The sequence below is a fragment of the Lysinibacillus sp. FSL W7-1291 genome, assembly GCF_038593415.1.
GTDB classification, from domain to species: Bacteria; Bacillota; Bacilli; order Bacillales_A; family Planococcaceae; genus Lysinibacillus; species Lysinibacillus fusiformis_D.
Genome location: NZ_CP151994.1, coordinates 3,015,828 through 3,042,733, shown reverse-complemented (window position 1 = coordinate 3,042,733; position 26,906 = coordinate 3,015,828). Strand labels below are relative to the sequence as shown.

Here is a 26,906-nt window from a genome sequence, read left to right as displayed (position 1 = left end):
AATGACACCCCCTCTCCATACGATATGGGGAGGAGGGTGTGACTTTGCTAAAAAAACTACAATGGTCATTTGGTATATTATTGTTCTTTTTCGTATTACCTGTCATTGCTGGGCAACTTCCGTTCAACAAGCAAGCATCGACTCCGATTAAACAATCAGAAGATAAGCAAGTCGTGTTTGCCGCTACCAATTTAGCTGAACAAAGTGTACTGGAACAAACGAAAGAGCCTGAACCAGATCAAGCCCTAGACCCGGACCCATTTAAAGTGTTAGTGTTATTTACTCATTCACATGAAGCATACGAACCAATGGTGAAAGCTGTGAGTGGTAAGGTAGCGACTTCTCATGAAACAGTCAATATTATGAGTCTAAAGGATAAGATTGTGAATCATTTTAATGTAAATGGCTTGAAGACAAATATTCTCGATGTAGATATTATGAAGAAATTACAAGCTGAGGGTAAGGGATATCATGAATCCTATAATGTCATGAGACCTTATTTAAGTAAGCATTTAGAAACAAATAATTATGATTTAATACTAGATTTACATCGTGACTCATTAAAACATGATCTTACAACGATCTCATATAATGGGGAAAACTATGCAAAAATTGCTATTGTGGTTGGTGCAGAGCATGCAAATTACCGCTGGAATACAGCGTATGCAGAAAGTTTATCCTCCACATTAAATGCCATCGTTCCAAAAATATCAAAAGGTGTTATTTCCAAAAGTGGTGATGGTGTTGATGGGCGATATAATCAGGATTTGGCAAAGCAAATGATGATTGTTGAGATTGGTGGAATTGGTAATACGGAGGAAGAGGTTAATCGTACGATTGCCGTAATTGGCAAGGCCATATCAAAAGCATTTGTAAATGATTCAAAACAATAGAACAAGGATGAAAAAAGTGAGTCTGTTACAGGCTCACTTTTTTGCTATTCTAGCATAAAAATTTCCAGAGCAAAATCTAATTATTTGTCTTTCCATTGCTTCATTCTTGTCTTATAATTTTCAAGTTGGCTTTCGATTTTCATGATAAAACGTTAATGAAGGCATATGCAAGTAAGGCAAAATGTGCTTTTGAAGCATCTACCATTTTGGGGAATGCCTTTTAAGACAATAGCAAACATACATATGAATTTTAAAAAGACAAAGAGTGATCACGTTTCATTTTTCTCTAAAACTTTTATCGTATTTCAAACGTCAAACATATAAGTGCACAAATGAAAAAGTATAAAGAGGAGATGATGTTCAAATCACAGGTACTATTAAGGGATAACAGGTTTTATCTTGATATAGTAGCTATAAGGCCATTATGCAAAAGGAAATTGATAGATTATTGAAGGAAGGAATAGTATGTCAGGCAAGTCATTAAATCATCGTTATATTCCTGGACTAGACGGGATTCGAGCATTAGCCGTATTAGCAGTTATTGCTTATCATTTTAACTTCAATTGGGCTAGAGGTGGCTTTTTAGGAGTAGATATCTTTTTTGTATTATCAGGCTATTTAATCACCTCTACCATTTTGCCTGTAAAGGGCAATCAATTAACAGTCAGTCTAAAGAAATTTTGGATTGGACGATTTAGGCGGTTACTACCAGCGGCCTACGTGATGATTGTTATATCATTTGTCTGGGCAACGCTCTTTCATAAAGAACTTCTTCATACATTACGTGGAGATGCGTTGTCCTCTATTTTTTATTCAAGTAATTGGTGGTTCATTTTTCATAAACTTTCTTATTTTGATAGTTTTGGCTCCCCGTCACCTTTAAAAAATTTATGGTCGCTAGCTATTGAAGAACAATTTTATCTGATTTGGCCCTTGCTCTTAATGATTGGCCTTTATATTTTTCAAAAACAAAGTAAACTGGCTAAAGTTGTCTTTATCGGAGCGGTTTGTTCGGCTCTAGTAATGGCGATTCTTTATGAGCCAGGTGCAGATCCAAGCCGTGTCTATTATGGAACGGACACACGCTGTTTTGAACTATTAATTGGCTGTTGGCTAGCTCTTGTTTGGCCAATGAAAAGGCTATCTGCACAAAAATTATCAACAAACCATGTGAAGAAGCTAAATAGTTTGAGTTTCATTACGCTTATGATTTTTCTAGTTAGTATTGTTTATGTAGATGAATATCAACCCTTCCTTTATAGAGGTGGCATGTTCTTATTTTGCTTAAATGCAGCAGTTTTGATTGCATGTATCTGTCACCCCGTCAGCATTTTAGGAAAACTACTAGCATGGAGGCCGCTTTGTTGGATTGGCTCTCGATCCTACGGCATATATCTATGGCATTATCCTGTCATGGTACTAGGTACACCTATTCATGAAATTGGCAACCCATCTTATTGGCGGGTTGCACTTCAAATCATACTTATTGTTATGATAGCAGAGCTATCCTATCGCTTCATTGAAATGCCTATCCGTAAAGAAGGATTCCGAGCCTATTATGGGAAATACTTTGTCTTTAACAAAAATAAATGGGGAAGTCTTTCATTCTCACGAAAAATTTCAACGGTAATGGCTCCACTTTTCCTTCTTATGTTTTTCACAGGAATGACAGGAGTAGTAGGGGAAGGTCAGCAAAGCACTTCGAGTTCATATCCAACAAACATCAAAATTAATGGTGATGAACCTACAACTAATTTAAACAAGCATGACCAGCAATCAGAGCTACCAACTAACGAACCTTCCAAGGAAGAGAAAGTGGAGGATGTTCAGCAGATAGAAACACCAAAGCAAGAAGAAAATGATGTAAATAAAGTGCCTGAACGGGATGAGTTTTATCGTGGAATAGTAGCGATTGGTGATTCACTTATGATTGATATTGGCCCGAGCTTACATACTATTTACCCAACTATTACAATCGATGGAAAAATAGGTCGTCAAGTTTCACAAGCTGTCAAACTGGCACCAAATTATGCAAGTTTTAATCAACCCAATCATGCAGTCATTCTTCAATTGGGGACAAATGGTTATTTTACAAATGACCAAATGGACACACTCCTTGCCGCTTTTTCAAATGCTGATATTTATTTAGTGAATACACGTGTGCCCCGTTCATGGGAGGCAAAAGTGAATGAAGCATTACAGCAAAAAGCCCAGGAGAATGAACATATTACACTCATTGACTGGCATGCTGCAGCACTCAATCATCCAGAATACTTCGCCCCAGATGGCGTTCATTTAGAGAAAAAAGGGGTAGAAGTTTTAACAAACCTGATTCAACAATCCTTAAACAAGAAAAATTAATGAAAAAAGTCAGTCTACACAGCTTTGTCTGTTGACTGACTTTTTCTGTGCAAATATATGGTCTAAAGTTGAATTTGGACAAATGCGCCCTTAATTTCTCTGCATTTATATACTTAATACTGTAAAATCTAAAAACAGCATTAAACACTGAAAGTATTGATATTATAGGCTTTCTAGTCTAGTTGCTGTTGTACTTTGCGTTATGTTCATAGTATAATTCATTATAGTTTAATTAGGAGTGGAAAAGATGAACCGAGATGCACGTTTAAAACGACAAGAGAATATACGAAATTTCTCTATTATTGCACATATTGACCATGGGAAATCAACGCTTGCTGACCGTATTTTAGAGCAAACAAAATCTTTAACTTCCCGTGAAATGAAAGCACAGCTCCTCGACTCAATGGATTTAGAGCGTGAGCGAGGGATAACGATTAAATTAAATGCAGTTCAATTAAAGTACGAAGCAAAAGACGGCGAAGTGTATACATTCCATTTAATCGACACACCAGGACACGTCGATTTCACATATGAAGTATCCCGTAGTTTAGCTGCTTGTGAGGGTGCCATTTTAGTTGTGGACGCCGCACAAGGTATTGAAGCGCAAACACTAGCAAATGTTTACTTAGCACTTGATAATGATTTAGAAATTTTACCTGTTATTAATAAAATTGACTTACCTGCAGCTGATCCTGAGCGTGTGCGTCAAGAAGTAGAGGATGTCATCGGGCTGGATGCATCTGAAGCGGTATTAGCTTCTGCGAAAGCAGGTATTGGTATTGAGGATATTTTAGAGCAAATCGTGGAGAAGGTACCAGCACCAACGGGTGATCCTGATGCTCCACTACAAGCTTTAATTTTTGACTCTGTGTATGATGCCTATAAAGGTGTTATCATTTCAATTCGTGTAATCAACGGGACTGTCAAGCCTGGCGACAAAATCCGTATGATGGCAACAGGTGCGGAATTCGAGGTTATTGAAGTTGGGGTACATACACCAAAGGTTGTGCCACAGGCTGAATTAACAGTTGGTGATGTAGGTTATTTAACAGCATCTATTAAAAACGTAGGTGACACACGCGTAGGTGATACTGTAACCTATGCAAATCGTCCAGCAGCCGAGCCATTAGCAGGTTATCGTCGCTTGAACCCAATGGTTTATTGTGGTTTATACCCAATTGATACAGCGAAATACAATGATTTACGTGAAGCGTTAGAAAAACTAGAGCTAAATGACTCTGCTCTACAATATGAGCCAGAGACATCTCAAGCACTTGGCTTTGGTTTCCGCTGCGGTTTCTTAGGATTACTCCATATGGAAATTATTCAGGAGCGTATTGAGCGTGAATTTAATATTGATTTAATTACAACAGCACCTTCTGTAATTTACAATGTTCATATGACAGATGGCACTGATATTAAAGTAGATAACCCATCCTTTATGCCAGACCCACAAAAAATCGAGCGTGTTGAGGAACCTTATGTAAAGGCAACCATTATGGTGCCAAATGATTATGTGGGAGCGGTTATGGAGCTTTGTCAATTGAAGCGTGGTAATTTCATGACGATGGATTATATTGATACATCCCGTGTAAGCATTATTTATGAAATGCCTTTATCCGAAATTGTCTATGATTTCTTTGACTATTTAAAATCAAATACGAAGGGCTATGCATCCTTCGACTATGAACTTATCGGTTACCAGCCATCGAAATTAGTGAAAATGGATATTTTACTAAATGGTGAGCAGGTCGATGCACTAAGCTTTATCGTACACCGTGACTTTGCCTATGATCGAGGCAAAATCATCGTAGAAAAATTAAAAGAATTAATTCCACGCCAACAATTTGAAGTACCAATTCAAGCAGCAGTTGGTCAAAAAATTGTGGCACGTTCAACAATTAAAGCCATCCGTAAAAACGTTTTAGCGAAATGTTACGGTGGGGATATTTCTCGTAAGCGCAAACTTCTTGATAAACAAAAAGAAGGTAAAAAACGTATGAAACAAGTAGGCTCCGTCGAAGTCCCTCAAGAGGCATTCATGGCTGTGCTGAAGATGGATGATTCGAAGTAAGACACAACTATTCAAAAACAGGGAATGCTATTTTTTTGTAGCATTCCCTGTTTTTTTCTCTAGTTAAACTGCACCTAAGTAGTTTGCTTCTTGGCGATTTTTATATTTTGTAGCTATCATGTACATTTTGAGAAAATTTTAGTAAAAGATAAATAGATTTTCTACATTTTAAAAAAATCCTGACCATTTTTATTGTCTGCTGAGAAAGCTGAAGCGCCATAAACAATAAAAGGAATCGCTATTGAAATAGAGATCCCTTTTATTGTAATACTCTTTGTAGGCAATTTAATGAAACAATAGGAAGAACTTAGCCAATAAAAAAATAGGGACTCCTACAATTATTACGCCTGCAAAGAAATAACAAAATAACATAAAAACATCGAAAACCGCACCAGCTAAATCATCAATGAATTTTAACATTTCATTTCCCTCCAAACATAATAAGTATGGGCACTACAAACGATTTATTCTTTAACGGATTGCAGAAAATCTTTACCTAAAGCTAAAGTGAGATAGATTATACAGACATTCATAAAAAATGAAACATATGATAATGGCTTTGGACTAGGACGGCGGGGTTGAAATAGGAAAGGGCTGCGACTTCTTCTTCTCCGATATAACGTACCCATGGAATCGGTCCTCCAAAAGTTGTCTGTTGATAGGTCACGAAAAATAGAGAGATACAGGTAGTAAAATACTAATCCATAATAATTGTTGATGGACCTTCATAATATCTCCCCTTTAAAGATCAGATCGTAGCGTCTTTTTTAAATAATCATGTTTAAAATCTCTGCCAACATGGTCGAGAGTCCTGTAAATTTCATAATGATGATTTTCATAAAATGTTAACGCTTGAAAGCTAAGCGTGTCAACTTTAATGAAATCACATTCATGGTTGAAGGCAATTTGTTCAATTGTTTGCTACAACTTTGATTCATACCCTAACCCACGAAGCTTTTTGTCTACCATTAGCGTGTGTATTTCTAACCAATTCCAGCAAATTTCACCCAGTATGCCACCATAAACGTGACCATTGCTATCAGTTAGAAATAAATTAATTTCCTGATATCGACCTTGTAAATCTTTTGGAAAGTGTTTTACATTGTATTCATAAAGCATGTTATTGACATAAGCTTTGTTCTTCTTATGTCGTTCTTGTGTGATTTGATAAGACATCTTTTACTTCTTTTCTCGCAATGGTAGTACTCGTTGCCAAATCATATGATGGCTATTCGTTCCCCAAAAGTGCTCAAGTATATAGTCAGGCTGTCCAAATTTTTTCTGCCAGATGACTTGTGCCTGTTTATATCCACTATCTAAACAAAAGCTATGCACCTTTTGTTTTTCCAACGTTGTTAGCATTTTCTGTAATAGCATGGTGCCAATACCACGATTTTGATAGTCCGGATGAACAAATACGGTACCGATTTCTGGACAATGGGAAAGATCTCCTTTAATCGTTTGTTGAATGATCTCGTTGGCTTCCCCATATTCGATCGTTCCTATTATGTCATTTGTTGCTTCGTCCATAGCTACCCAGAAAAATCTTTTTTTGCCTTGGCTCTCTAAGTCTATTGCGACATACTGCTTTTTCATTGCCCATTCACGCTGTTGATCGTCCACTAGCTCGGCAATCCCTTCTTTTGCATAAGTATCTTGAATGACGTGGAAAAAGAATTGATGTAATGTTTGTATGTCCGATTGTTCGGGACGTCTTATGAGTAATTTCAAATTTTCTTACGCTCCTTCGTATTTGGTGATTTTTGGCTTAATAAGGTATGAGCTCTTTGCACGTCAACATCTATATCTGCCTTTACTGCGGTTAATCGATCAAGTGCAAGCTTGTAGCCAATAATAGGAGGCATCATATTTTTCAGTATGCCAAAGCAACTCTCTATAGCAAATAGAGGGTTGGATATTCACCAGATGAGCTAATTTTTTCAGACATTGTTCTCCTTGTGCCACCTTGGTTTATTGTACTGTCTGTTCGTTCGCATATTGTGACATGACAGATAGCCCCCATCCGTTATTGTTGAGCACGTTATGCATACTACCAGTCTATTTTAATGATTATAACATGTTCACCTTAATTGGTTAATGATGGAATATGTTAAAATATAAAGAAAGACACTAGGTAACGAAAGGAGGGAATGCAGTTGAAAGAGTTGCAGGAGAAACTAGATGCAGTATTAGAGCAAATGCGCAGTTTTATCCAAGATATTCAAGAGAGGGATTCAGCTTACCCTATGTTTTTTCACAATCAAATCGAGGAGGATATTAGCCAATTTGTAGACAGTCAGTGGTCATTACCAACGGAATATGTCTATTTTTTAAGGCGTTATGTCGTTGAAAGAGTTACATGGAATACGGGTGATTATATAAATCTACAGATCTATGGAGCAAGAGATTTAATGCGTGGGCAGGAAGGCTATCATTATAATCCAGTGACAGAAGAGGTGATTCTGGATTGGCCGCACAATTATTTGGTCATCGCAACAGATGAAGGAGATCCATATTGTTTGGATTTATCAAGAGGGGATACGGCAATTTTTTCTGCTCTTCATGGGACAGGCTGTTGGGATTTCACAATGGCCTATGACAATCTAATCATGTTTCTTGAGAGTGTGCTAATTCCGCCTGGTTTAGAGGAGATGTTGCCTGAAGACAACTCTACTACTTACTATGAACTGACTATAACAGGAGATGGGGAAAATAAGCTAAAGACATTATTGTTACTTAAGAAAATATTCTCTTGTGATTATTCGCGAGCAAGAGAGATGTTAGAACAGCCTCCACTATTAATTTATAGAGGAGTTGAAGCGGGTGCTTTAAGGTTAGAAGACGAGCTCCAGCATATTCGTGCAAACTATCAAAAAAAGAAAATTAGCTTAGCTGAATTTATCGAATGAACCATTACATGATTTTTGTAAATAATAGGGATAACGAATTACTTAAAATGGACCGAAGGGAACTTCATTCTTTTGCATGACGCCATATCATATATTTGCTTGTATAGTGGGGAGTAGCAAAGGGGTGCTTGAAGATGAAAATTACGAAGGTTCAACTATTTGTTCACGATTTACAAAAGATGCAGAAATTTTATAGCGACCAGCTAGGCTTTGCCTTATTAGAAAGTACAGGTGACTATTTTACAATAGCAGTTGGTGAAAGTAAGATGACTTTTGAAAAAGTGCCCACTACGATTCAAAAGCAATATCATATTGCATTAAATATTCCAAGAAATTTATTTTATCAGGCAAAAATTTGGGCCAAAGAACGTGTTGGCTTGCTTACTTCAGAGGGGCAGGATGAAGTGTATTTTGATTTTTTAAAAGCTTACTCTTGTTATTTTTACGATCCTGAAGGCAATATACTAGAATTTATTGCGAGGCAGGAAGTAAATCCAGAACAGGATACAGCCTATTTTTCTATGGAGCAAGTGCTACAGATTGGTGAAATCAATGTAACGACCGACGACATTCTAGCAGCCGCTAGAAAATTAAATGAATATGCTATTAAACCTATTAATGATCAGAAAATCCAACCAGATGCTCTTCATTTTTTAGGTAACTACGAAGATGGAGCCAATATTCTATTAGGACCAAGTGAACGACTTTGGTATTTCTCTGATAAGAAAGCAGTAATCAGTCCAATCTGTATCGAAATAAACGATATGTTACAATTATTTGTAGATGAAAAAGGTCAATTGACCATCAGTCAAAAAAGATAAGATGGGCATACCTAAGTGGAGAGAGTATCAGAACGATTATACAGAGCTAGAATTAATCAGAAAAAGGAGCAAGAATCGTTGAAAGCAAAATGCCTTAAACTATATGAATTTGGAAATCCACATGAGGTGTTAAGGATTGAAAATAAAACGATTACACCTCCACAAGGTCAAGAAATTCTTGTGCGTATGCTAGCAAGACCCATCAACCCTTCGGATTTAATACCGATTTGGGGAAAATATGCCCACCGAATCACTTTACCAACTGTTCCGGGTTATGAGGGCGTTGGAATCGTTGAAGATGTTGGACCACTTATCTCTTCAAAGCTCATTGGTCAGCGAGTCTTGCCACTACGAGGAGAGGGCACGTGGCAGGAAATGGTGAAGACTCAGGCGGACTTTGCTGTAGCTATTCCTTCTACGATGGATCATTTTACTGCAGCACAAATGTATATTAATCCGATAACAGCCTTCGTCACCTGTACAGAAGTTCTCAAATTACAATCAAATGATGTACTAGTAGTGAATGCATGTGGCTCTGCTATTGGACATATCTATGCTCAATTTGCCAAATTACTAGGTTTTCAGCTTATTGCTGTCACACGAAGTCATCAGCATACAGACGAATTACAGCGGCTTGGGGCCCGCTTTGTCATAGATACTTCTAAGATGCCACTTCATGAAACGATAATGGCTTTAACAAATGGCAGAGGTGCTGATGCAGCGATTGATTCGATTGGTGGGGAGGCGGGCAATCAACTTGCATACTGTGTGAAGCCTGGTGGGAAATTTTTAGCCATCGGTCTTTTATCGGGAATACAGGTAAATTGGACAAACATTGTAAGGGAAGCAAAGGTACAAGCGATGATGTTTCATTTGCGCCACTGGCAACGCCAAACACCAATCGAAAAATGGCAGCAAACTATGCAACAGCTCGTCAATATGGTACATACGGATTCGTTAAAAATGATGCAGGTACAGGACCATTTCCCACTAGTGAACATACACCAGGCAATAGCTGCCGTTGAAGCTACTAATAAAGGAAAGATTTTTTTAACGAATTTTGATTAAGAACCCTACTACCTTCAGTGTTAAAGAACTTATTGTAAGCTCTTATTGATGGTAGTAGTTTTTTTCTTTCTATTGAGGGGGAATGCGCTCCAACAATGAGAAAGTCGTTAATCCGCTCATAAAGAGGATGACCTCGCTCCAACAAGTAAATAATCTACCTAAAGAAGTCTCCCTCGCTTAAAAGAATAGAACCTTTACATAAATAGAGCAATTCTTTATCTTTCATCTTCATAAAAAACTAAATTAGTAATTTAAGGTAATCGGAAATTGCGGTATGATGGAAGTAACTGTTTTTATGGAAAGGGAATTTAAGATACAGGCCATTGTGCAAAGGAGTTTAGATAATGGAACATGTCAACAAATTAAAAAAGGCGATAAAGCGAATGAGTGAGGCTGATGCGAAGTCTATGCTCTTTTTGACTTTAATGAATGAACAGTCGAAGGACGATATGGTACAGTTTTTATTGCAGCAAAATGAGGAGCAGGATGTTTCAACGATCGAAACGGTTCATATTGTGTTTGGTCATTCACCTGGAGGGAGTTTGAAGGCTGCATTTCGCAATAGTAACTACGTGAAAACGGAAGAAATCATCGTTATGCCTGGTAATTTTTCTGTTGGTCCTTTGAAAGATTTACATCTATGTGAAGGGATTGAAGCTCGTTTTCAATGGCTACAAGAGCGCTATTTTATAGAAGACGATGGATTGGCCATTTTTGAGCGCGAGGTGAAGGAAGCCGTAGAGAAAATAAAATCTATTCCGCCACATCAAGATATAATCATATGGACTTGTCAAAATGCCCATGAACAAATAGGGCTTCGACTTGTCTTAGCGATGCTAGAAAAGAAACCAAATGATATCTATGTATTAGATACTTTTCAGTTATTCCATGAGTTGCATATATTCCCCCAGTTAGCAGAGGACAATTATCCAAGATCCTCTGGAGAGGTCAGTGTAGAGAATGTACTTCATATTTATGAGCAATACCAGGGACGCCCATTAAAAAAATCAGTACAGCAGGCTTTATCTAAAGAAGGATTAAAGATGTTAATGGATGACTACTGTATACATACCTGGGAATACAATGAACTTTGGAGTCATCACAATGAAAATGTAGATGATGACTGGATCATTGCCTGTGCTAAACGATTACATGAAGACCAAGAAGAAGCTCCATATCTAATGGCGGCTAGACTCATTGGGGAAGTGCTAGGGCATATGGAACAGTATAGAGAAGCGGAATGGATTGAATATCGCCTGCGTCAATTAATTCAGCAAGGGGTCTTTTCTTATCGAGGTGAGTTAAAAGGGATGTTGCATTATCAAGTAAAATTAGCAGATGCTTATTTGCTTGACTGAGGCACTGACTGTCATGTTCTGAGGTATTTTATGGTATAATGTTTTCTAATATAGATGGCTTGAAGGAGTGAGATCATTGTTAAAAACAGAAGTATTTGAACAATTAAAAACGGCAATGAGAGAGAAAGATACTTTAGCAAAGGGTGTATTATCTCTTTTGAAATCAGCTTTAGATTCTGCTGAAAAAGAAAAGGGAGCAGCATTAATCGCTGAAGAAGAGATAGCCATTATTCATCGAGAGGTCAAACAAACGAATCAAGCGTTAGAAGGCGCACAGACGGCTGGACGAGTAGATTTGATTGAAAAAGAGGAAGCCAAATTGACACTTTTGAAATCTTTCTTACCGAAGCAATTATCCGAAGAAGCGATTGCTGAGAAATTAGTAGCGGCAGGTGTTGGTAAAGGAATGAACATGGGAGAAGCCATGAAAATTGCGAAGCCATTGCTTACAGGCCAAGCGGAAGGTGCAGTTATCTCAAAAGTTGTGAAAAATATTATTGCCTAATCTTCTACCATTTTGGTAGGAGATTTTTTATGCAGAGAAAAATCCGCTATGCCGAAAAGGAGCATAGCGGATTCTTAATTTTATAACTTAAATTTTTGAGTGATATTGCGAAGCTGTTGAGCCATTTCTGCTAAGTTATTCGAAGAAGCTGTGATTTCCTCGATACTTGCAGATTGCTCCTCAGAAGCAGCAGCAACGTTTTGAATATTGCCTGAGGCTTGCACAGCTACTACGCCCACTTGTTCAACAGAGATCGCGATGCTGCTCACGCCTTCATTGATATTGGACATTATGTTATTGACATGGTCCATTTCCTGCGTAAGTGATGTGACGTGGCTATAGATGTCAGCAAATGCTTCTCCTGATGCATTAAATGTTGTGGAGCTTTCCGCAAGATTACTGCTGCTAATAGCCATCGATTTTACGGCTTGAGCCGATTCTTCCTTAATGGTTTCGATACGTGTTCGAATACTGTTTGTAGCATCTAAAGATTGATCGGCCAGCTTACGTACTTCCTCAGCTACTACTGCAAAGCCTTTGCCATGCTCACCTGCACGCGCTGCTTCAATGGAAGCATTTAACGCAAGTAAGTTGGTTTGATCCGTTATTTGGGTAATCAATGCTACAATATCCCCGATTTCATTCGTGTATGTGCTTAAACGTTCAACGACAGTTGCTGATTCTTGAATGGCTTGGGATGTTACGGCCATTTTTTCTGTAGCATCTTGAATCGTTGTATTGCCTTTTTCTGAGATCGCAGATGCCTGGAATGCCTTTTCTGTCACACCAGTTACGCTTGTGACAACCTCTGTCATTTTGCTAGAGATGGTTGTAATATGGCTTTCCACTTCTTCAATCGAAGAGGTTTGTTTTTCTGAGCCCACTGCAACCTCTTGCATAGAAGATGTAATTTGCTGTATGGAAGCACTTGTTTGCTCGGAGCTTGCAGTTAATTCCTCTGACATGGCCGCCACTTGTTCAGCATTTTGAGCTATTTGCTGAATTAATGTACGTAAATCTTCCGTCATATTTTCAATGCCTGATGATAGCTGGGCAATTTCATTGGAACCTTTTATTTGGAGAGGCTCGACGGCTAAATCTCCCTGTGCAACCTGACCGACATAGCGAGTCATTTTTTTAATTGGTTTCGTAATACCTACACTAATAAAGTAAGCAACGATAATACCAAAAATCACAAAAACAACGGTTAGAATAATACAAATCCAAAGTGTTTCTGTTTGTAGCTTAGAAATGAAGGAAGCATCCATATCTAAACCAAAAATAATATCAGTATCTTTAAATGGGATGAAAATAGATTTATGGATACCATATTCATCTTTGTATATATCACTTGTTTGAATGGTTTGTGTGTCGACGGCTTTTCGCATTTCATCACTAAATTCATAGTCTTGCTGATGATTGTCAGTATTACTTAATGCCACGATATGCTCCTTACCATTGGCTTTTGAAAGCACATAGGCGTTTTCTATATCAAACTTTTTAACCGTAGCGTTTAATTGATCTAATAGTTTTTTATAATTGTCAGAGCTACCGTTATCCGCCGCTTTTACATCATTTTTCTCAAGATCTTCAAAAATCGTATTCGATGTGATCTCTAAAGTAGTTTCGAATTGTTTAATGACAAAATTGTCGATAATACGGTAAGAAACCGCGAATAAAACAACACTAAATAGCAATGAAATAATGGCTATTGGAATGGTGAAACTGGCTATATATTTATAGAGTAAAGAACTTTTAAATTTAGTGACGATACGCAATGTGAGACGCCTCCAATACTGTTAGCTTTTGCTGTAAGAAATGAATCATGTTTGGGATATGATCTGTCTCTGTGTATGGTGAAATAGAGAAGAATTTTGCCGCTGCAACGGGAACATGCTGTGTTGTATCACTCGTGCTAACCGTACAAACCCGTGTTGTATCACCGAAGAATACATCATCACGACCTTCACCTATAATTTCAAAGAATGATGCATTGATGCCATTAATGTGTTCGATTTGATCCTGTGTATAATGACCAGCTTGTTCAGCCTGCCAATTGAAGCCATCAGGATACAAGCGAAAGGCTGTAACTGGACCAATATTTGTGTCATTAACGACCTGTAGCATTGGTGTTTTCACAGCTAATTGTGTGCGGAACGCTAAATTCACACGTACATAGTTGGCTAATAGTTGCTGATAACCTTCCTTACCGAATGCTTGGAGAGCAGCAAAAATAGCAATGGAGCTACCCATACGAGAGCACTCTAATGTATAACCAGTATGGTATGAACCGTAACCACGATTGCCCACATAAGGTGTATCGAAGTCCTCAATATCTAATAGCTGTAAACTGTTACCTTCTTTAATTAAGAATAAGCTAGTTAAATAAGGTGTTTGTCCAAGCTTTTGGAAGTCAAAGCAAAGGCTATCTGCCATAGCTAGATGTTGCATGCGGTCATGGATATGTCGTAAGCCTTGTACGACATCGCCTTCAAATTGTAGAGGGTTTTTTTCGAAATCATAATCATTGAAGAAGGCATAAAAACCACCTAAAGCCGAATCAGCATGAATATGTACTGGCTGTAAATTGTACTTCTTCTCAAGCGTTGTAGTAACCTCTTTAATAGCTTGTATATCATCAATACCAAATTGATCAGTCGCTCCTGTAGTAGCCACTACATAGACAGGGATACCGCCATTTTCGATTACTTCTGTCATACGAATACGTAGGTCTTCCACATCCATTGAGTGGTCTTTGCCAGCTTTTACACGTACTAAATGTTTACTGCCAATGCCCACGGCCTCAACAGATTTTAAAAGGCTATAATGTGCGTTTTCTGAAGCAAAGCAATATAAGTTATTCGGAACACCATCTTCTTTGGCATGTGGAAATTGTTTGGCGATGGCAAGGCGAAGTCCACTGAAAACGGCACCTTGTCCACCCCATGTTGTATAACCAAAGCTCTTCGTATAATCATAGCCAACTAATTTAGACATCATAGCCACTACTTTGACCTCACACTCAGCGGCAGCAGGACCATAAACATCCCATAAATTGTTGCCATTTAGTAGGGCATTTGTAAATTGACCTAATACACCTGGGATGCTTGCCATTGGTAAAACATTGGTTACAAAGTTACGTGTATGATAAGGATGTCCTTGCATTAATTGTGTCATTTCTTTTACAACTTGATCGAGCCCAACCCCTGTAGTTGGCACTTGATGTTCTTGCATCAGCTCTTGATAGAAATTAGCAGAACGCTCTTTCATTGGACCAAGTGTTGTCTTATGTGGATTTTTTAATTCATCTAATGAGGAAACAATTTTCTCTAATAGGGATAAAAAATTCTCTCTTTGTTGGATATTTCCATCTTCGCTCTGGAATAATTGTTGGATATTTTGCATAATCATCATCCTTTTATAGTTCATATTTCCTCTATTTTTAATATAATAAAAATAGGACATTATACTAAAGGTATAATAGCATATTTTAGCAGAGATGGTGATTATATTTTACTGAAAAAATATTTATTAACATTTCTGAAAAATCCAACTTCAATTTATAAATTCTAAATAAGTTGTTTTCCTTTATGCCATGGGGTTTATAAGCTGAACATGCTATTGGATATGGAGATTGAGAGGAAGATTAGAAATTATAAATTAGATAATTTTTAGGTCATAGAAAAAGAGAGGGAATCTAATCCTTTCTAACTAAAAAAATCTGCATGAAAGGTGATGCAGATTCTTGGCAACAGGGGTGATTATTTTTGATATTGTAAAAGTTCTTCTATCGTAACAAATGTATAGCCTTCATCAATAAGCGTTTGAAGAATGCCTTCTATTGCCTGTAATTCATTGTCTGTATGGTCGTACATAGGGTGCATTAAAATAATAGAACCTGGTTGAATATTTTCTTTCACATAATTTATTTTTTCCTCTGCCTTTGTAAAGAACGTATCGGGCTCTAAGTTCCATGTAATGGTCTCACGTTGATGTTTATGTAAATAATGGGGAAAGCCGATTAGTTTTTTACCATAGGGTGGTCTGACGAAAGGTGTTTGTTGATAGCCAATGCTAGCAATGAGTGCATCTGTTTTTTCTATTTCATTTTTAATAAAGGAAGGGCTTTTCAATACCATACGCTTATGCGAATACGTATGGTTGCCAATTTGATGGCCTGCTACTGCAATTTTCTTTGCTTCTTCTGGATGCTTCTCAATATCCTGTCCAATTAGAAAAAACGTTGCTTTTACTTGGTAGTCTTCTAGTAACGCTAAAATAGCGTCTGTCTTGTCAGTTGGTCCATCATCGAATGTCAGGGCAGCCACCTTTTCCTGTGTGTCAACATGAGAAGTAATATTGCCAAACAATTGATAGTTACGAGCGTTCATTAGTTTATAAGCTGAAAATGCGAAAGCACACATTAGTAGAAGAACTATGCCAATAGTAATTAGTTTCCGTTTCATGAACAGACTCCTCTCTTTGTCCAGATCGATATCATGTTTTAAATGTATGTTAACTTGAATCCAATTTCAATGACGCTTTGTCCGTACTGCAATTTTTAGCCACCATTTTCTGTTTGAATCACAAAAAAATAACCATACTACATGGGAGGTGAAGAGATGTATAAATTATTATCACATAATGATTTAGATGGAGTAGGGTGTGGGATTTTAGCAAAGCTTGCTTTTAACGATAAGGTAAGGATACGCTACAATTCTATTACGGCACTTGACCGTGAAATAGAATTCTTTTTGGAAAATGATCAACAGAAAACATTTTTGTTTATTACAGATCTTTCTCCGAACGAAGAAAATGAAAAAAGGATTCAGGACTATTATCAGGCAACTGGGAATGTACAATTGCTGGATCATCATAAAACAGCGCTGCATTTCAATCAGTATGAATGGGGAAAGGTTTTAATTGAAGATGAGCATGGCTATTTAACGTCCGCTACTTCTTTATTGTATCAGTACTTGGTGACCCATGGTTTATTAGAAAAAACAGCCGCCATTTCAGAATTCGTAGAGTTAGTAAGACAATATGATACATGGGAATGGGAAAAGAACGGCAATTTTCAAGCGCAACGATTAAATGCACTGTTTTTTCTAGTATCCATTGAAGAATTTGAAGAGAAAATGCTGGATCGTTTAAAAACAAGTGATCGCTTTGATTTTGATGAATTTGAAAAGAAAATTTTAAGCATGGAAGAAGAAAAAATAGAGCGTTATATTCGGCGGAAGAAACGAGAACTTGTGCAAACCAATTTGGGCGACTTTTATGCTGGCGTTGTTTATGCGGAATCCTATCATTCTGAGCTTGGTAATGAATTAGGTAAGGAAAACATGCATCTTGATTATATTGCGATGATCAATATGGGCAGTAAAAGAATATCCTTTCGAACGGTTCATGACCATATAGATGTGTCAGCTATTGCCGCTGTTTATGGTGGAGGCGGACATCAAAAGGCTGCGGGCTGCTCTTTAACGATGGAAGCCTACAAACAGTTTGTATTGGCAACCTTCCACATAGAGCCTATTCCAGAGGATGCCAAAAGGAATCGTTATAATTTAAAGGCTTCTTCATTTGGAACATTTTATAAAAATCAGCAAGAGGATGTGTTTATTCTTTTTTCAAGCGACGATATTGACTGGGGGATTGAAAAGAATAACACGCCATTAGCGCAAAACTTTGCTAGCTTTCATGAAGCGGAGTGGTTTTTAAAGCGAAATTATCAGGTGTGGTTAGTAAGAGATGATCTCTTTGTGGACTATTTAATGCAAATGGCCAACAAAGTTCGTCATCAGCATAAAGGAATGTAAAAATTCCTTTTATACATAATGGATTCGTCCTGTCTTGCTTTTAAACAAGGTTATATAATGCTTTGTTACAAACTACAATGAATTATAACGATATTTATAAAAATGAGGTGTACGGTTGTCCAATGATATACTGCGAGTAGTGGATTTGGATAAGGAAAATCGAGGACGCAGAAAAAAACGAGGGATAGTTGTTATCTTTTTATTGATGGTCGTTAGTGGATCATTGCTGTATTTGTGGTGGAATCGAGATGTGGATTTCGAAGCCTATAAAACAGAGGTGGGGAAGACAGCAAGCAATAGCTTAGGGCGTTTAACGTTAAATGAAGTGATTATTGATGACAATCAAATTTTACTGAATGCTACCTTTGAGCCTGTGAAAGCATTTACACCAAAACACCAAATATTTTTCTTCCCTCAAATACTCGTCAATGGGAAAGATTATATGGTTCGTAATGGAGGTCAATCCATTGTCCAGTCTAAAAATGTATATACCATATACAATAGTATCAAAATGGATGATTTTCCGTCAGACGAAGATTTAGCATTAGCTATTCGTTATAAAGATTGGAATGTAGAAACACCGATTGATAAACCTTGGGAATTTCAGGTAGAGGCTTCTCAGGAACAATTACAAGAAGATCGAAAAATCTTTGTGATTAATAAAAAAGTCAATCATGTCGATCAACAGGAAATAACGATTGATAAAGTTGTCTCCACACCCATCTCAACAACGATTTATTTTCATGCCGATCAAAGCATTGTCAATGATGCAGTTTATTTTAAAATCCAATCAAAGGCAGGACAATCATGGAACTTTGCTACACCCTATCCATTAAATAAAGAGGGGACAAAGTGGGGAAGTCGCGTAGATGCACTTTATTTAACAGAAAAAAATTATACATTAATTCCTGTCAAGAAGGATGGCAGTAAAGTTGCTGACGGCATCAAAATAAAAAAAGAATAAAGTTGTAGTCATTTGTTATATATGAAAAACTGCACTTCCGATTTGTTAGAAACGCGCTAACAATCGGAGTGCAGTTTGTTTTTTTCTAGAACTAAATGACAAGGAAGCTACCCTTGCAGATATGTATGGAAAACTCGCTAGATGGTTTCATAGCGTTCCTTCTATTGATTCGTTATAATGTAGAAATGGAAAAGACTTAACGAGAAAGAAGGGATTGCTATGGCACGAGGTGTTTACATTCATATTCCTTTCTGTCATCAAATTTGTAATTATTGTGATTTCAATAAATTTTACTTTAAAAACCAACCAGTGGATGAATATATAGAAGCACTTGGTAAAGAGATGGCTCTTGCCACACAAAAATCTCCGGACAATTTTCGTAATATCGAAACGATTTTTCTTGGAGGTGGGACACCAACTGCTTTATCACCGGAGCAATTGGACAAACTACTAACGTATATTCATACGTATATTCCGATGGAGAGTGTGACAGAATTTACATCAGAGGCTAATCCGGATGAATTGTCTGCGGCAAAATTGCGAGTGTTGTTTGATGGTGGTGTCAATCGTCTAAGCATGGGTGTGCAATCTTTTGACCAAGGGCTGTTACAGAAGATTGGACGCACTCATAGTAATGACCATGTTTATGAAACAATCGCTTTGGCTAGAAAAATTGGCTTTCAAAACATTAGCATTGATTTAATGTATGGTTTACCTGGGCAAACGATGGCTCAATGGAAGGACTCATTAGACAAAGCTTTTGCCCTTGATTTGCCCCATTTCTCTGCCTACTCTCTTATTGTAGAGCCAAAAACGATTTTTTATAATCAATACACAAAAGGCAAGTTGTATTTACCAACGGAAGATCTCGAAGCAGATATGTATGATGTGTTGATGCAGCAAATGGCTTTACATGGACTTCAACAATACGAAATTAGTAATTTTGCAAAACCAGGCTTCCATTCAGAGCATAACAAAATTTATTGGGATAATGATGAATATGCAGGGTTTGGGGCGGGTGCCCATGGTTATTTAAAGGGCATACGTTACTCCAATCATGGTCCATTAAGAAAATATATGGATGCTGTTTTTGTAAATGAGCTACCTATTGTTCATGAACATGAAGTATCTCAAGCGGAAAAAAGAGAAGAACAAATGTTTTTAGGGCTGCGAAAAACAGCGGGGGTTATGCACACTATATATGAAGAAAAATTTAAAACACCAATGGCTGCTCATTATGAGACTGTTATAAAAGATTTAGTATCAAAAGATCTTTTAGAACAAGATAAGGTGGGTGTTCGTCTAACTAGAAAAGGACGTTTTGTGGGCAATGAAGTTTTTCAACAATTTTTGCTAGAAGATTGAGCGATATCGTTGACATAAAATGTGGGATTTGATAACTTAATAATAGTATTAGCACTCCTCTTAGTCGAGTGCTAACAGAGGTGATAATCATGCTAACAAATCGGCAGTTACAGATATTGCAAGTCATTGTAGACGACTTTATTGTGTCTGCACAGCCGGTAGGTTCTCGCCAAATCTCCAAAAAACAAGGGATTACATTTAGTCCAGCCACTATTCGAAATGAAATGGCGGATTTAGAGGAATTAGGCTTCTTAGAGAAAACACATACTTCCTCTGGTCGAGTGCCTTCAGAAAAGGGTTACAGATTTTATGTAGATCATTTGTTGAGTCCTCAAGGCATTAATTCGAAGGACATTCAACAAATCCAATCAATTTTTAATGATCGACTAGTAGAAGTAGAGCATATTATCCGAAAGTCAGCCAACATTCTATCGGAGCTGACATCGTATACTTCCATACTTTTAGGACCTGATGTTCAAAGGCATCGTGTCAAACGATTTTCAATTGTCCCTCTTTCTAGCGATACAGCAGTAGCAATTATCGTAACGAATAATGGGCATGTTGAAAATCGCATGTTCAACTTACCGCCAGATTTTACCGCTTCTGATTTAGAGAAAATGGTCAATATCTTAAATGATCGCCTGATTGGTGTATCCTTAGAAGATCTCCATAAAAGCCTTGAAGCTGAAGTGCTAGCCGTGTTACAGCAACATATTAGATCAGCGGATGATTTTATTCGCGCGCTCGTAACAGCAACAATGCATAATTCAGAAAGTAAAATTTTCTATGGTGGGAAAACGAATATGTTCAACCAACCAGAATTCCATGATTTAAATAAGGTTCGCATGATTTTGGACTTGATGGAGACGACTAGCCAAGTGCAGTCCCTTTTCCATCCGAACGAATCAGGTATTCATATTCGGATAGGCTCAGAAAATAAACAATTAGAAATGGAAAATTGCAGTGTCATTACCACTACCTATTCCATTGGTGATGACCAACAGGGAGCCATTGCTATCATTGGCCCAACACGTATGGATTATAAGCGTGTCGTGGCTTTATTAGACATAATGCGCTTGGATTTAACACAAGCCTTTATGAAAAATCGTAGTGAATGATAATGAGGAGGATTCAAGTGACGGAAACAACGGAAAACAAAGATTTAGTACAAGAAGATGTACAAGCTGAAACGACAGCAGAGGAAGTAACACAATCAGAAGTTCAAGAAGCAGTAGAATTATCTATTGAAGAACAGTATGAGGCGAAGCTGGCTGAGCTACAAGCAAAGCTAGATGACGAGGAAAATCGTCACCTACGTCTACGTGCTGACTTCGATAATATGCGTCGTCGTCATCAGTTAGACAGTGAGGCTGCTGAGAAGTACCGTGCGCAAAACCTACTATCTGACTTATTGCCAGTTCTTGATAATTTTGAGCGTGCTCTACAAGTAGAGACAACTTCTGAAGAAACTGCATCCATCATTAAAGGGATTGAAATGGTGTACCGCTCTTTAATTGAAGCGACAGAAAAAGAAGGTCTACAAGTCATTAAAGCTGAAGGTGAGCAATTTGATCCAACTATTCACCAAGCTGTTATGCAAGAACAAGATAGTGAAAAAGAGACGGGTGTTGTCTTACGCGAGCTCCAAAAAGGGTATATCTTAAAGGATCGTGTTTTACGCCCAACAATGGTATCTGTGAACGAATAGTCCTTGTACTATTTAGTCAATTAAAATTAGTTAGAAAACGCATCCCTTGCGTTGACATAATAGGAGGAAATTTTAATGAGCAAAATTATTGGTATTGACTTAGGAACAACAAACTCTTGCGTTTCTGTACTTGAAGGTGGAGAACCAAAAGTAATTCCAAATCCAGAAGGTAACCGTACGACACCATCTGTTGTTGCATTTAAAAATGGTGAACGTCAAGTTGGTGAAGTAGCGAAACGTCAATCTGTAACAAACCCTAATACAATTATGTCTATTAAATCAAAAATGGGTACAGCTGATAAAGTAACAGTAGAAGATAAAGATTACACACCACAAGAAGTATCGGCTATGATTCTTCAATACTTAAAAGGTTATGCAGAAGATTACTTAGGGGAAAAAGTAACAAAAGCAGTTATTACAGTTCCTGCTTACTTTAATGATGCACAACGCCAAGCTACAAAAGATGCTGGTAAAATCGCAGGTCTAGAAGTAGAGCGTATCATCAACGAACCAACTGCTGCTGCACTTGCTTATGGTTTAGACAAACAAGACCAAGACCAAAAAGTATTAGTATTTGACCTTGGTGGCGGTACGTTTGACGTATCTATCCTTGAGTTAGGTGACGGTGTCTTTGAAGTATTAGCTACAGCTGGTGATAACAAACTAGGTGGGGATGATTTCGATGACGCGGTTATTGAATATCTAGTAGCTGAATTCAAAAAAGAAAACGGTATTGATTTATCAAAAGATAAAATGGCGATGCAACGTTTAAAAGATGCCGCTGAAAAAGCGAAAAAAGATTTATCTGGTGTAACATCAACACAAATCTCTTTACCATTCATTACAGCTGGTGAAGCAGGTCCTTTACACTTAGAAATTTCTTTAACTCGTGCAAAATTTGACGAAATTACATTACCATTAGTAAATCGTACAGTTGGACCGGTACGTCAAGCATTATCTGATGCAGGTCTTTCAACTTCTGAAATCGACCAAGTTATTTTAGTTGGTGGTTCTACGCGTATTCCAGCAGTACAAGAAGCGGTACGTAAAGAAACTGGTAAAGAGCCTCACCGTGGTGTAAACCCTGACGAAGTAGTAGCTATGGGTGCTGCTGTACAAGGTGGCGTATTAACAGGTGATGTAAAAGACGTAGTATTACTTGACGTAACACCACTTTCACTTGGTATTGAAACAATGGGTGGCGTGTTCACAAAATTAATCGACCGTAACACAACAATTCCTACTTCTAAATCACAAGTATTCTCTACAGCAGCTGATAACCAACCAGCAGTAGATATTCATGTTCTACAAGGTGAGCGTTCAATGGCAGCTGACAATAAAACATTAGGTCGCTTCCAATTAGCAGATATTCCACCAGCACCACGTGGTGTACCTCAAATCGAAGTAACATTCGATATTGATAAAAACGGTATCGTATCTGTCAAAGCGAAAGACCTTGGTACAAACAAAGAGCAAACAATTGTGATTCAATCTGATTCTGGTTTATCAGAGGAAGAAATTGAACGCATGGTAAAAGACGCAGAGTCTAATGCTGAAGCGGATGCTAAACGTAAAGAAGAAGCAGATCTTCGCAACGAAGCAGACCAATTAGTATTCCAAGTGGATAAAACAATTGCTGACTTAGGCGAGCAAATTACAGAAGATGAGAAAAAATCTGTTGAAGACGCTCGTGATGAATTGAAAAAAGCGCTTGAAGCTGGTGAATTAGAAGGCATTAAAGCAGCAAAAGAAAAATTAGAAGGCGTATTACAGCCACTAGTGATGAAAGTTTATGAGCAAGCGGCAGCGGCAGCTCAAGCGGCTCAAGGTGGCGACGCAGGTGCAGACACTGGCGCTGGTAAAAAAGATGACGGTGTTGTAGACGCTGATTTCGAAGAAGTAAAAGATGATAAATAGGAAGTAACACAGTTAAGTGAAAAAGCCAAAGACCGCTTGCGGCTTTGGCTTTTGTCATGATGTTGTGATCGCTTCACGTAAATGACACCATTTATGGAATAGTTGCATACGTTAGCTGCTAGGAAGTGAAAACCTCAATTTTATGGGATGATTAATCGAAAAAATAAGGCAGTTTTAACAACTGCATGTTACAATAGATTTTATGCAAACAGAGCGGAGTGTGAATCATGGAGAAACGCGATTATTACGAGGTGCTTGGTTTAACAAAATCAGCTTCTAAAGATGAAATTAAAAAAGCATACCGTAAATTATCAAAACAATATCACCCTGATCTTAATAAAGAGCCGGGTGCAGATGAAAAATTCAAAGAAATCGCTGAAGCATATGAAGTATTAAGCGACGACCAGAAAAAAGCACGCTACGACCAATTTGGTCATGAAGACCCGAATGCGGGCTTTGGTGGTGGCTTTGGAGGCGGCGGCTTTGGCGGCTTCGAGGATATTTTCAGCTCTTTCTTCGGTGGTAGTGGTCGCCGTCAAGACCCAAATGCGCCACGTAAAGGCGATGATCTACAATATCGCATGAATATTAAATTTGAGGAAGCTATTTTTGGGAAAGAAACAGAAATAGAAATTCCGAAAGATGAAACGTGTGAAACATGTCATGGCTCAGGAGCGAAGCCAGGCACACAGCCAGAAACATGTTCGACATGTAATGGGGCTGGACAAATCAACCAAGCAGTGGATACACCGTTTGGTCGCATGATGAACCGTCGTGCATGTACGACTTGCCATGGTACAGGTAAAATCATTAAAGAAAAATGTTCAACTTGTCGTGGAGAAGGAAAAGTTCAAAAACGCAAGAAAATTAAAGTGACGATTCCAGCAGGTGTGGATGATGGACAACAAATTCGTGTATCGGGTCAAGGTGAACCAGGTATTAACGGTGGTCCTGCAGGGGATTTATATATTATGTTCCGTGTTCAAGGGCATAAAGAATTTGAACGTGATGGGGACGATATTTACTTCGAGTTGAAGTTGACATTCCCTCAAGCCGCACTTGGAGATGAAATTGAAGTGCCTACAGTGCATGGTAAAGTCAAATTACGTATCCCAGCTGGCACACAGTCAGGCGCCCAATTCCGTCTTAAAGATAAAGGCGTTAAAAATGTTCATGGCTATGGTATGGGGAATCAGTATGTAACGGTCAAAGTCATGACACCTGAGAAATTAACAGAAAAGCAAAAGCAATTACTACGAGAATTTGCTGAAATTAGTGGCGATATCCCTGAAGAACAAGGTAGTTCACTATTCGATAAAATTAAGAAAAAATTCCAAGGTGAATAATTAGAGGGAGCTGAAGAGCTACGTGAAGTGGTCTGAATTATCCATTCATACAAAAAATGAAGCGGTAGAAGCAATTTCGAATATTTTGCATGAAGCAGGTGCAAGTGGTGTTGTCATCGAAGATTCTGCAGAATTTGCGAAGCCACGTGAAGATCAATATGGTGAAATTTATGCGCTAAATGAAGATGATTTTCCGAAAGATGGCGTCATTGTCAAAGCTTATTTATCAGAGTCTAGTTTTTTAAATGAAACGGTCGAAGAAATTAAAGCAGCCATCACAAACTTGACGAACTTTAACATTGATATCGGTGAAAATGTTGTCTCCATTGTTGAAGTCAATGAGGAAGATTGGGCAACTGCCTGGAAGCAATACTACCATCCTGTCAAAATTTCTGAACGCTTTACAATCGTACCAACATGGGAGGATTATACACCTGTTTCAACAGATGAACTGATTATTGAATTAGATCCTGGTATGGCTTTTGGTACAGGTACACATCCAACGACGGTGATGTGTTTACAAGGACTTGAAAAGGTCATTAAAGAAGAGGATACAGTTGTCGATATCGGTACAGGATCCGGTGTATTATCTATTGGTGCAGCATTACTTGGTGCTAAAAGTGTGCATGCTCTCGATTTAGACGAGGTAGCTGTACGTTCGGCACAAGAAAATGTGGCGTTGAATAAAGTAGAAGATAAGGTAGAGGTATTCCATGGTAACTTATTAGATACTGTCAAAGAACCAGCAGACGTGGTGGTGGCTAATATTTTGGCCGAAATCATTATGTCTTTCACTGACGACGCATTTACAATTGTGAAACCAGGTGGATTATATGTCACTTCAGGCATTATCGGGGCAAAACGTGATGATGTCAAAGCAGCACTAGAAGCTTCAGGCTTTGTGATTGAAGAAGTATTATTAATGGAAGATTGGGTAGCTATTATTGCTCGTCGACCGCTATAACCTGACTGAAGAAGCGCCAAATCGTAAGCCGTGTGCTTGTGATTTGGCGTTTTCCTGTCTTGCTAGAAAGGACTGTGTAGCATGCAACGTTATTTTATTGAAACAGCCATAGAAAATGCACGTATTAGCGGAGAAGATGCACGCCATATTGAGCGAGTAATGCGGATGAAGCAGGGCGACAAAATCGTTGTTGTTGCACAAAACACCGCTCATATATGTACAATCGAAGGGTTTGAAGGGGATGAGGTCGTGATTGAAGCGACTGGTCAAACAATACCTTCACCAGAGCTACCTATTTATGTAACAGTAGCTTGTGGCTTGCCAAAGGGCGATAAGCTAGAGCTAATTACACAAAAAGCGACGGAGCTTGGGATGTTTGCATTACAGCCATTTGAAGCTGAACGTTCCATTGTGAAATGGGACAAGAAAAAAGGGGCAAAAAAGCAAGAAAGATTACAAAAAATTGCTAAAGAGGCCGCAGAACAAGCCCATCGTACACATATCCCAGAAGTTTTTGAACCAATTACCTTTAAACAGCTCCTACAACAAATAGATCAATTCGATGCCGTTTTTATTGCAGATGAAGAGGATGCAAAGGCTGAAAAGCGCACAAGGTTTGCGGAGAAGCTAAAAAACGTGTATGATAAGAAGTCGAAATCAATGCTTATAATCTTTGGTCCAGAGGGGGGCATTTCTCGTCAAGAGTCAGAAGCGCTGTTACATGCAGGCGCTCAAACTATGTCATTAGGACCAAGAATTTTACGAGCAGAAACAGCGCCATTATATGCACTGTCTGCCATATCCTATGAATTTGAATGAAAGAGGTGTTCA

The 26,906-nt window shown here is 38.1% G+C and carries 22 protein-coding genes and 1 pseudogene; 17 read left to right on the top strand and 6 right to left on the bottom strand.

Annotated elements, in window-relative coordinates; genetic code table 11:
- The first annotated feature begins 38 nt into the window (after nt 1–38).
- The 3 genes from spoIIP (at nt 39) to lepA (ending at nt 5,328) form a co-directional block, all read left to right on the top strand.
- Nucleotides 39–893, top strand: coding sequence for a stage II sporulation protein P (gene spoIIP, locus NST76_RS14740; RefSeq protein WP_230593800.1), 855 nt, complete (start codon nt 39–41; stop codon nt 891–893).
- A 465-nt stretch (nt 894–1,358) separates the two neighbouring features.
- Nucleotides 1,359–3,254 (top strand): acyltransferase family protein, encoded by a 1,896-nt coding sequence (locus tag NST76_RS14735; protein ID WP_342544082.1) that lies wholly within the window; start codon nt 1,359–1,361, stop codon nt 3,252–3,254.
- A gap of 247 nt (nt 3,255–3,501) precedes the next feature.
- Nucleotides 3,502–5,328: a translation elongation factor 4 gene (lepA, locus tag NST76_RS14730; protein WP_058844222.1), complete on the top strand. Its 1,827-nt coding sequence runs from the start codon at nt 3,502–3,504 to the stop codon at nt 5,326–5,328.
- 285 nt (nt 5,329–5,613) lie between these two features.
- On the opposite strand, the gene NST76_RS14725 is transcribed toward lepA, so the two are convergent.
- From NST76_RS14725 to NST76_RS14715, 3 genes and pseudogenes are all read right to left on the bottom strand, one after another.
- Nucleotides 5,614–5,748 carry a hypothetical protein gene (locus tag NST76_RS14725; RefSeq protein ID WP_004226973.1) on the bottom strand — a complete coding sequence of 45 codons (135 nt, stop codon included), beginning with the start codon at nt 5,746–5,748 and terminating at the stop codon, nt 5,614–5,616.
- Nucleotides 5,749–6,069: 321 nt separating this feature from the next.
- A pseudogene (locus NST76_RS14720) lies at nt 6,070–6,504 on the bottom strand (GNAT family N-acetyltransferase).
- Between the two features lie 3 nt (nt 6,505–6,507).
- Entirely contained in the window at nt 6,508–7,059 is a 552-nt protein-coding gene (locus NST76_RS14715) for a GNAT family N-acetyltransferase (RefSeq protein WP_342534978.1), read from the bottom strand.
- 425 nt (nt 7,060–7,484) lie between these two features.
- Between NST76_RS14715 and NST76_RS14710 the strand changes: the two genes are divergently transcribed.
- From NST76_RS14710 to NST76_RS14690, 5 genes are all read left to right on the top strand, one after another.
- Nucleotides 7,485–8,237, top strand: a complete 753-nt coding sequence (locus tag NST76_RS14710) for an SMI1/KNR4 family protein (protein ID WP_036121739.1) — start codon at nt 7,485–7,487, stop codon at nt 8,235–8,237.
- A gap of 134 nt (nt 8,238–8,371) precedes the next feature.
- Nucleotides 8,372–9,058: a VOC family protein gene (locus NST76_RS14705; protein ID WP_036121737.1), complete on the top strand. Its 687-nt coding sequence runs from the start codon at nt 8,372–8,374 to the stop codon at nt 9,056–9,058.
- A gap of 78 nt (nt 9,059–9,136) precedes the next feature.
- A complete protein-coding gene (locus NST76_RS14700; protein ID WP_058844225.1) occupies nt 9,137–10,126 on the top strand; it encodes a zinc-dependent alcohol dehydrogenase family protein in 990 nt (329 codons plus the stop codon).
- 344 nt (nt 10,127–10,470) lie between these two features.
- Nucleotides 10,471–11,484 carry a DUF1835 domain-containing protein gene (locus tag NST76_RS14695; RefSeq protein ID WP_089933505.1) on the top strand — a complete coding sequence of 338 codons (1,014 nt, stop codon included), beginning with the start codon at nt 10,471–10,473 and terminating at the stop codon, nt 11,482–11,484.
- A gap of 76 nt (nt 11,485–11,560) precedes the next feature.
- A complete protein-coding gene (locus tag NST76_RS14690) occupies nt 11,561–11,989 on the top strand; it encodes a GatB/YqeY domain-containing protein (protein WP_089933508.1) in 429 nt (142 codons plus the stop codon).
- Nucleotides 11,990–12,069: 80 nt separating this feature from the next.
- On the opposite strand, the gene NST76_RS14685 is transcribed toward NST76_RS14690, so the two are convergent.
- The 3 genes from NST76_RS14685 to NST76_RS14675 form a co-directional block, all read right to left on the bottom strand.
- Nucleotides 12,070–13,767: a methyl-accepting chemotaxis protein gene (locus NST76_RS14685; protein WP_036121723.1), complete on the bottom strand. Its 1,698-nt coding sequence runs from the start codon at nt 13,765–13,767 to the stop codon at nt 12,070–12,072.
- A complete protein-coding gene (locus tag NST76_RS14680) occupies nt 13,751–15,394 on the bottom strand; it encodes a pyridoxal-dependent decarboxylase (RefSeq protein ID WP_089933511.1) in 1,644 nt (547 codons plus the stop codon). The genes NST76_RS14685 and NST76_RS14680 overlap by 17 nt, the downstream gene beginning before the upstream one ends.
- A 356-nt stretch (nt 15,395–15,750) precedes the next feature.
- A complete protein-coding gene (locus tag NST76_RS14675; RefSeq protein WP_036121717.1) occupies nt 15,751–16,455 on the bottom strand; it encodes a polysaccharide deacetylase family protein in 705 nt (234 codons plus the stop codon).
- A 156-nt stretch (nt 16,456–16,611) separates the two neighbouring features.
- On the opposite strand from NST76_RS14675, the gene NST76_RS14670 reads away from it, so the two are divergent.
- The 9 genes from NST76_RS14670 (at nt 16,612) to NST76_RS14630 (ending at nt 26,894) form a co-directional block, all read left to right on the top strand.
- Nucleotides 16,612–17,811 carry an oligoribonuclease gene (locus tag NST76_RS14670; RefSeq protein ID WP_330493142.1) on the top strand — a complete coding sequence of 400 codons (1,200 nt, stop codon included), beginning with the start codon at nt 16,612–16,614 and terminating at the stop codon, nt 17,809–17,811.
- 115 nt (nt 17,812–17,926) lie between these two features.
- Nucleotides 17,927–18,775, top strand: coding sequence for a DUF4179 domain-containing protein (locus tag NST76_RS14665; RefSeq protein ID WP_271910448.1), 849 nt, complete (start codon nt 17,927–17,929; stop codon nt 18,773–18,775).
- A gap of 219 nt (nt 18,776–18,994) precedes the next feature.
- A complete protein-coding gene (gene hemW, locus NST76_RS14660; protein WP_089933517.1) occupies nt 18,995–20,140 on the top strand; it encodes a radical SAM family heme chaperone HemW in 1,146 nt (381 codons plus the stop codon).
- An 89-nt stretch (nt 20,141–20,229) separates the two neighbouring features.
- Entirely contained in the window at nt 20,230–21,258 is a 1,029-nt protein-coding gene (gene hrcA, locus NST76_RS14655; RefSeq protein ID WP_058844752.1) for a heat-inducible transcriptional repressor HrcA, read from the top strand.
- Between the two features lie 17 nt (nt 21,259–21,275).
- Nucleotides 21,276–21,848 carry a nucleotide exchange factor GrpE gene (gene grpE, locus NST76_RS14650; RefSeq protein ID WP_340811712.1) on the top strand — a complete coding sequence of 191 codons (573 nt, stop codon included), beginning with the start codon at nt 21,276–21,278 and terminating at the stop codon, nt 21,846–21,848.
- 75 nt (nt 21,849–21,923) lie between these two features.
- A complete protein-coding gene (dnaK, locus tag NST76_RS14645; protein WP_036121693.1) occupies nt 21,924–23,765 on the top strand; it encodes a molecular chaperone DnaK in 1,842 nt (613 codons plus the stop codon).
- Nucleotides 23,766–23,992: 227 nt separating this feature from the next.
- The gene (gene dnaJ / locus NST76_RS14640; RefSeq protein WP_036121690.1) at nt 23,993–25,111 is read left to right on the top strand and encodes a molecular chaperone DnaJ; all 1,119 of its coding nucleotides are present in this window, start codon (nt 23,993–23,995) and stop codon (nt 25,109–25,111) included.
- 22 nt (nt 25,112–25,133) lie between these two features.
- Entirely contained in the window at nt 25,134–26,075 is a 942-nt protein-coding gene (gene prmA / locus NST76_RS14635; RefSeq protein ID WP_036121686.1) for a 50S ribosomal protein L11 methyltransferase, read from the top strand.
- Nucleotides 26,076–26,156: 81 nt separating this feature from the next.
- A complete protein-coding gene (locus NST76_RS14630; RefSeq protein WP_271910445.1) occupies nt 26,157–26,894 on the top strand; it encodes a 16S rRNA (uracil(1498)-N(3))-methyltransferase in 738 nt (245 codons plus the stop codon).
- Nucleotides 26,895–26,906: the final 12 nt, after the last annotated feature.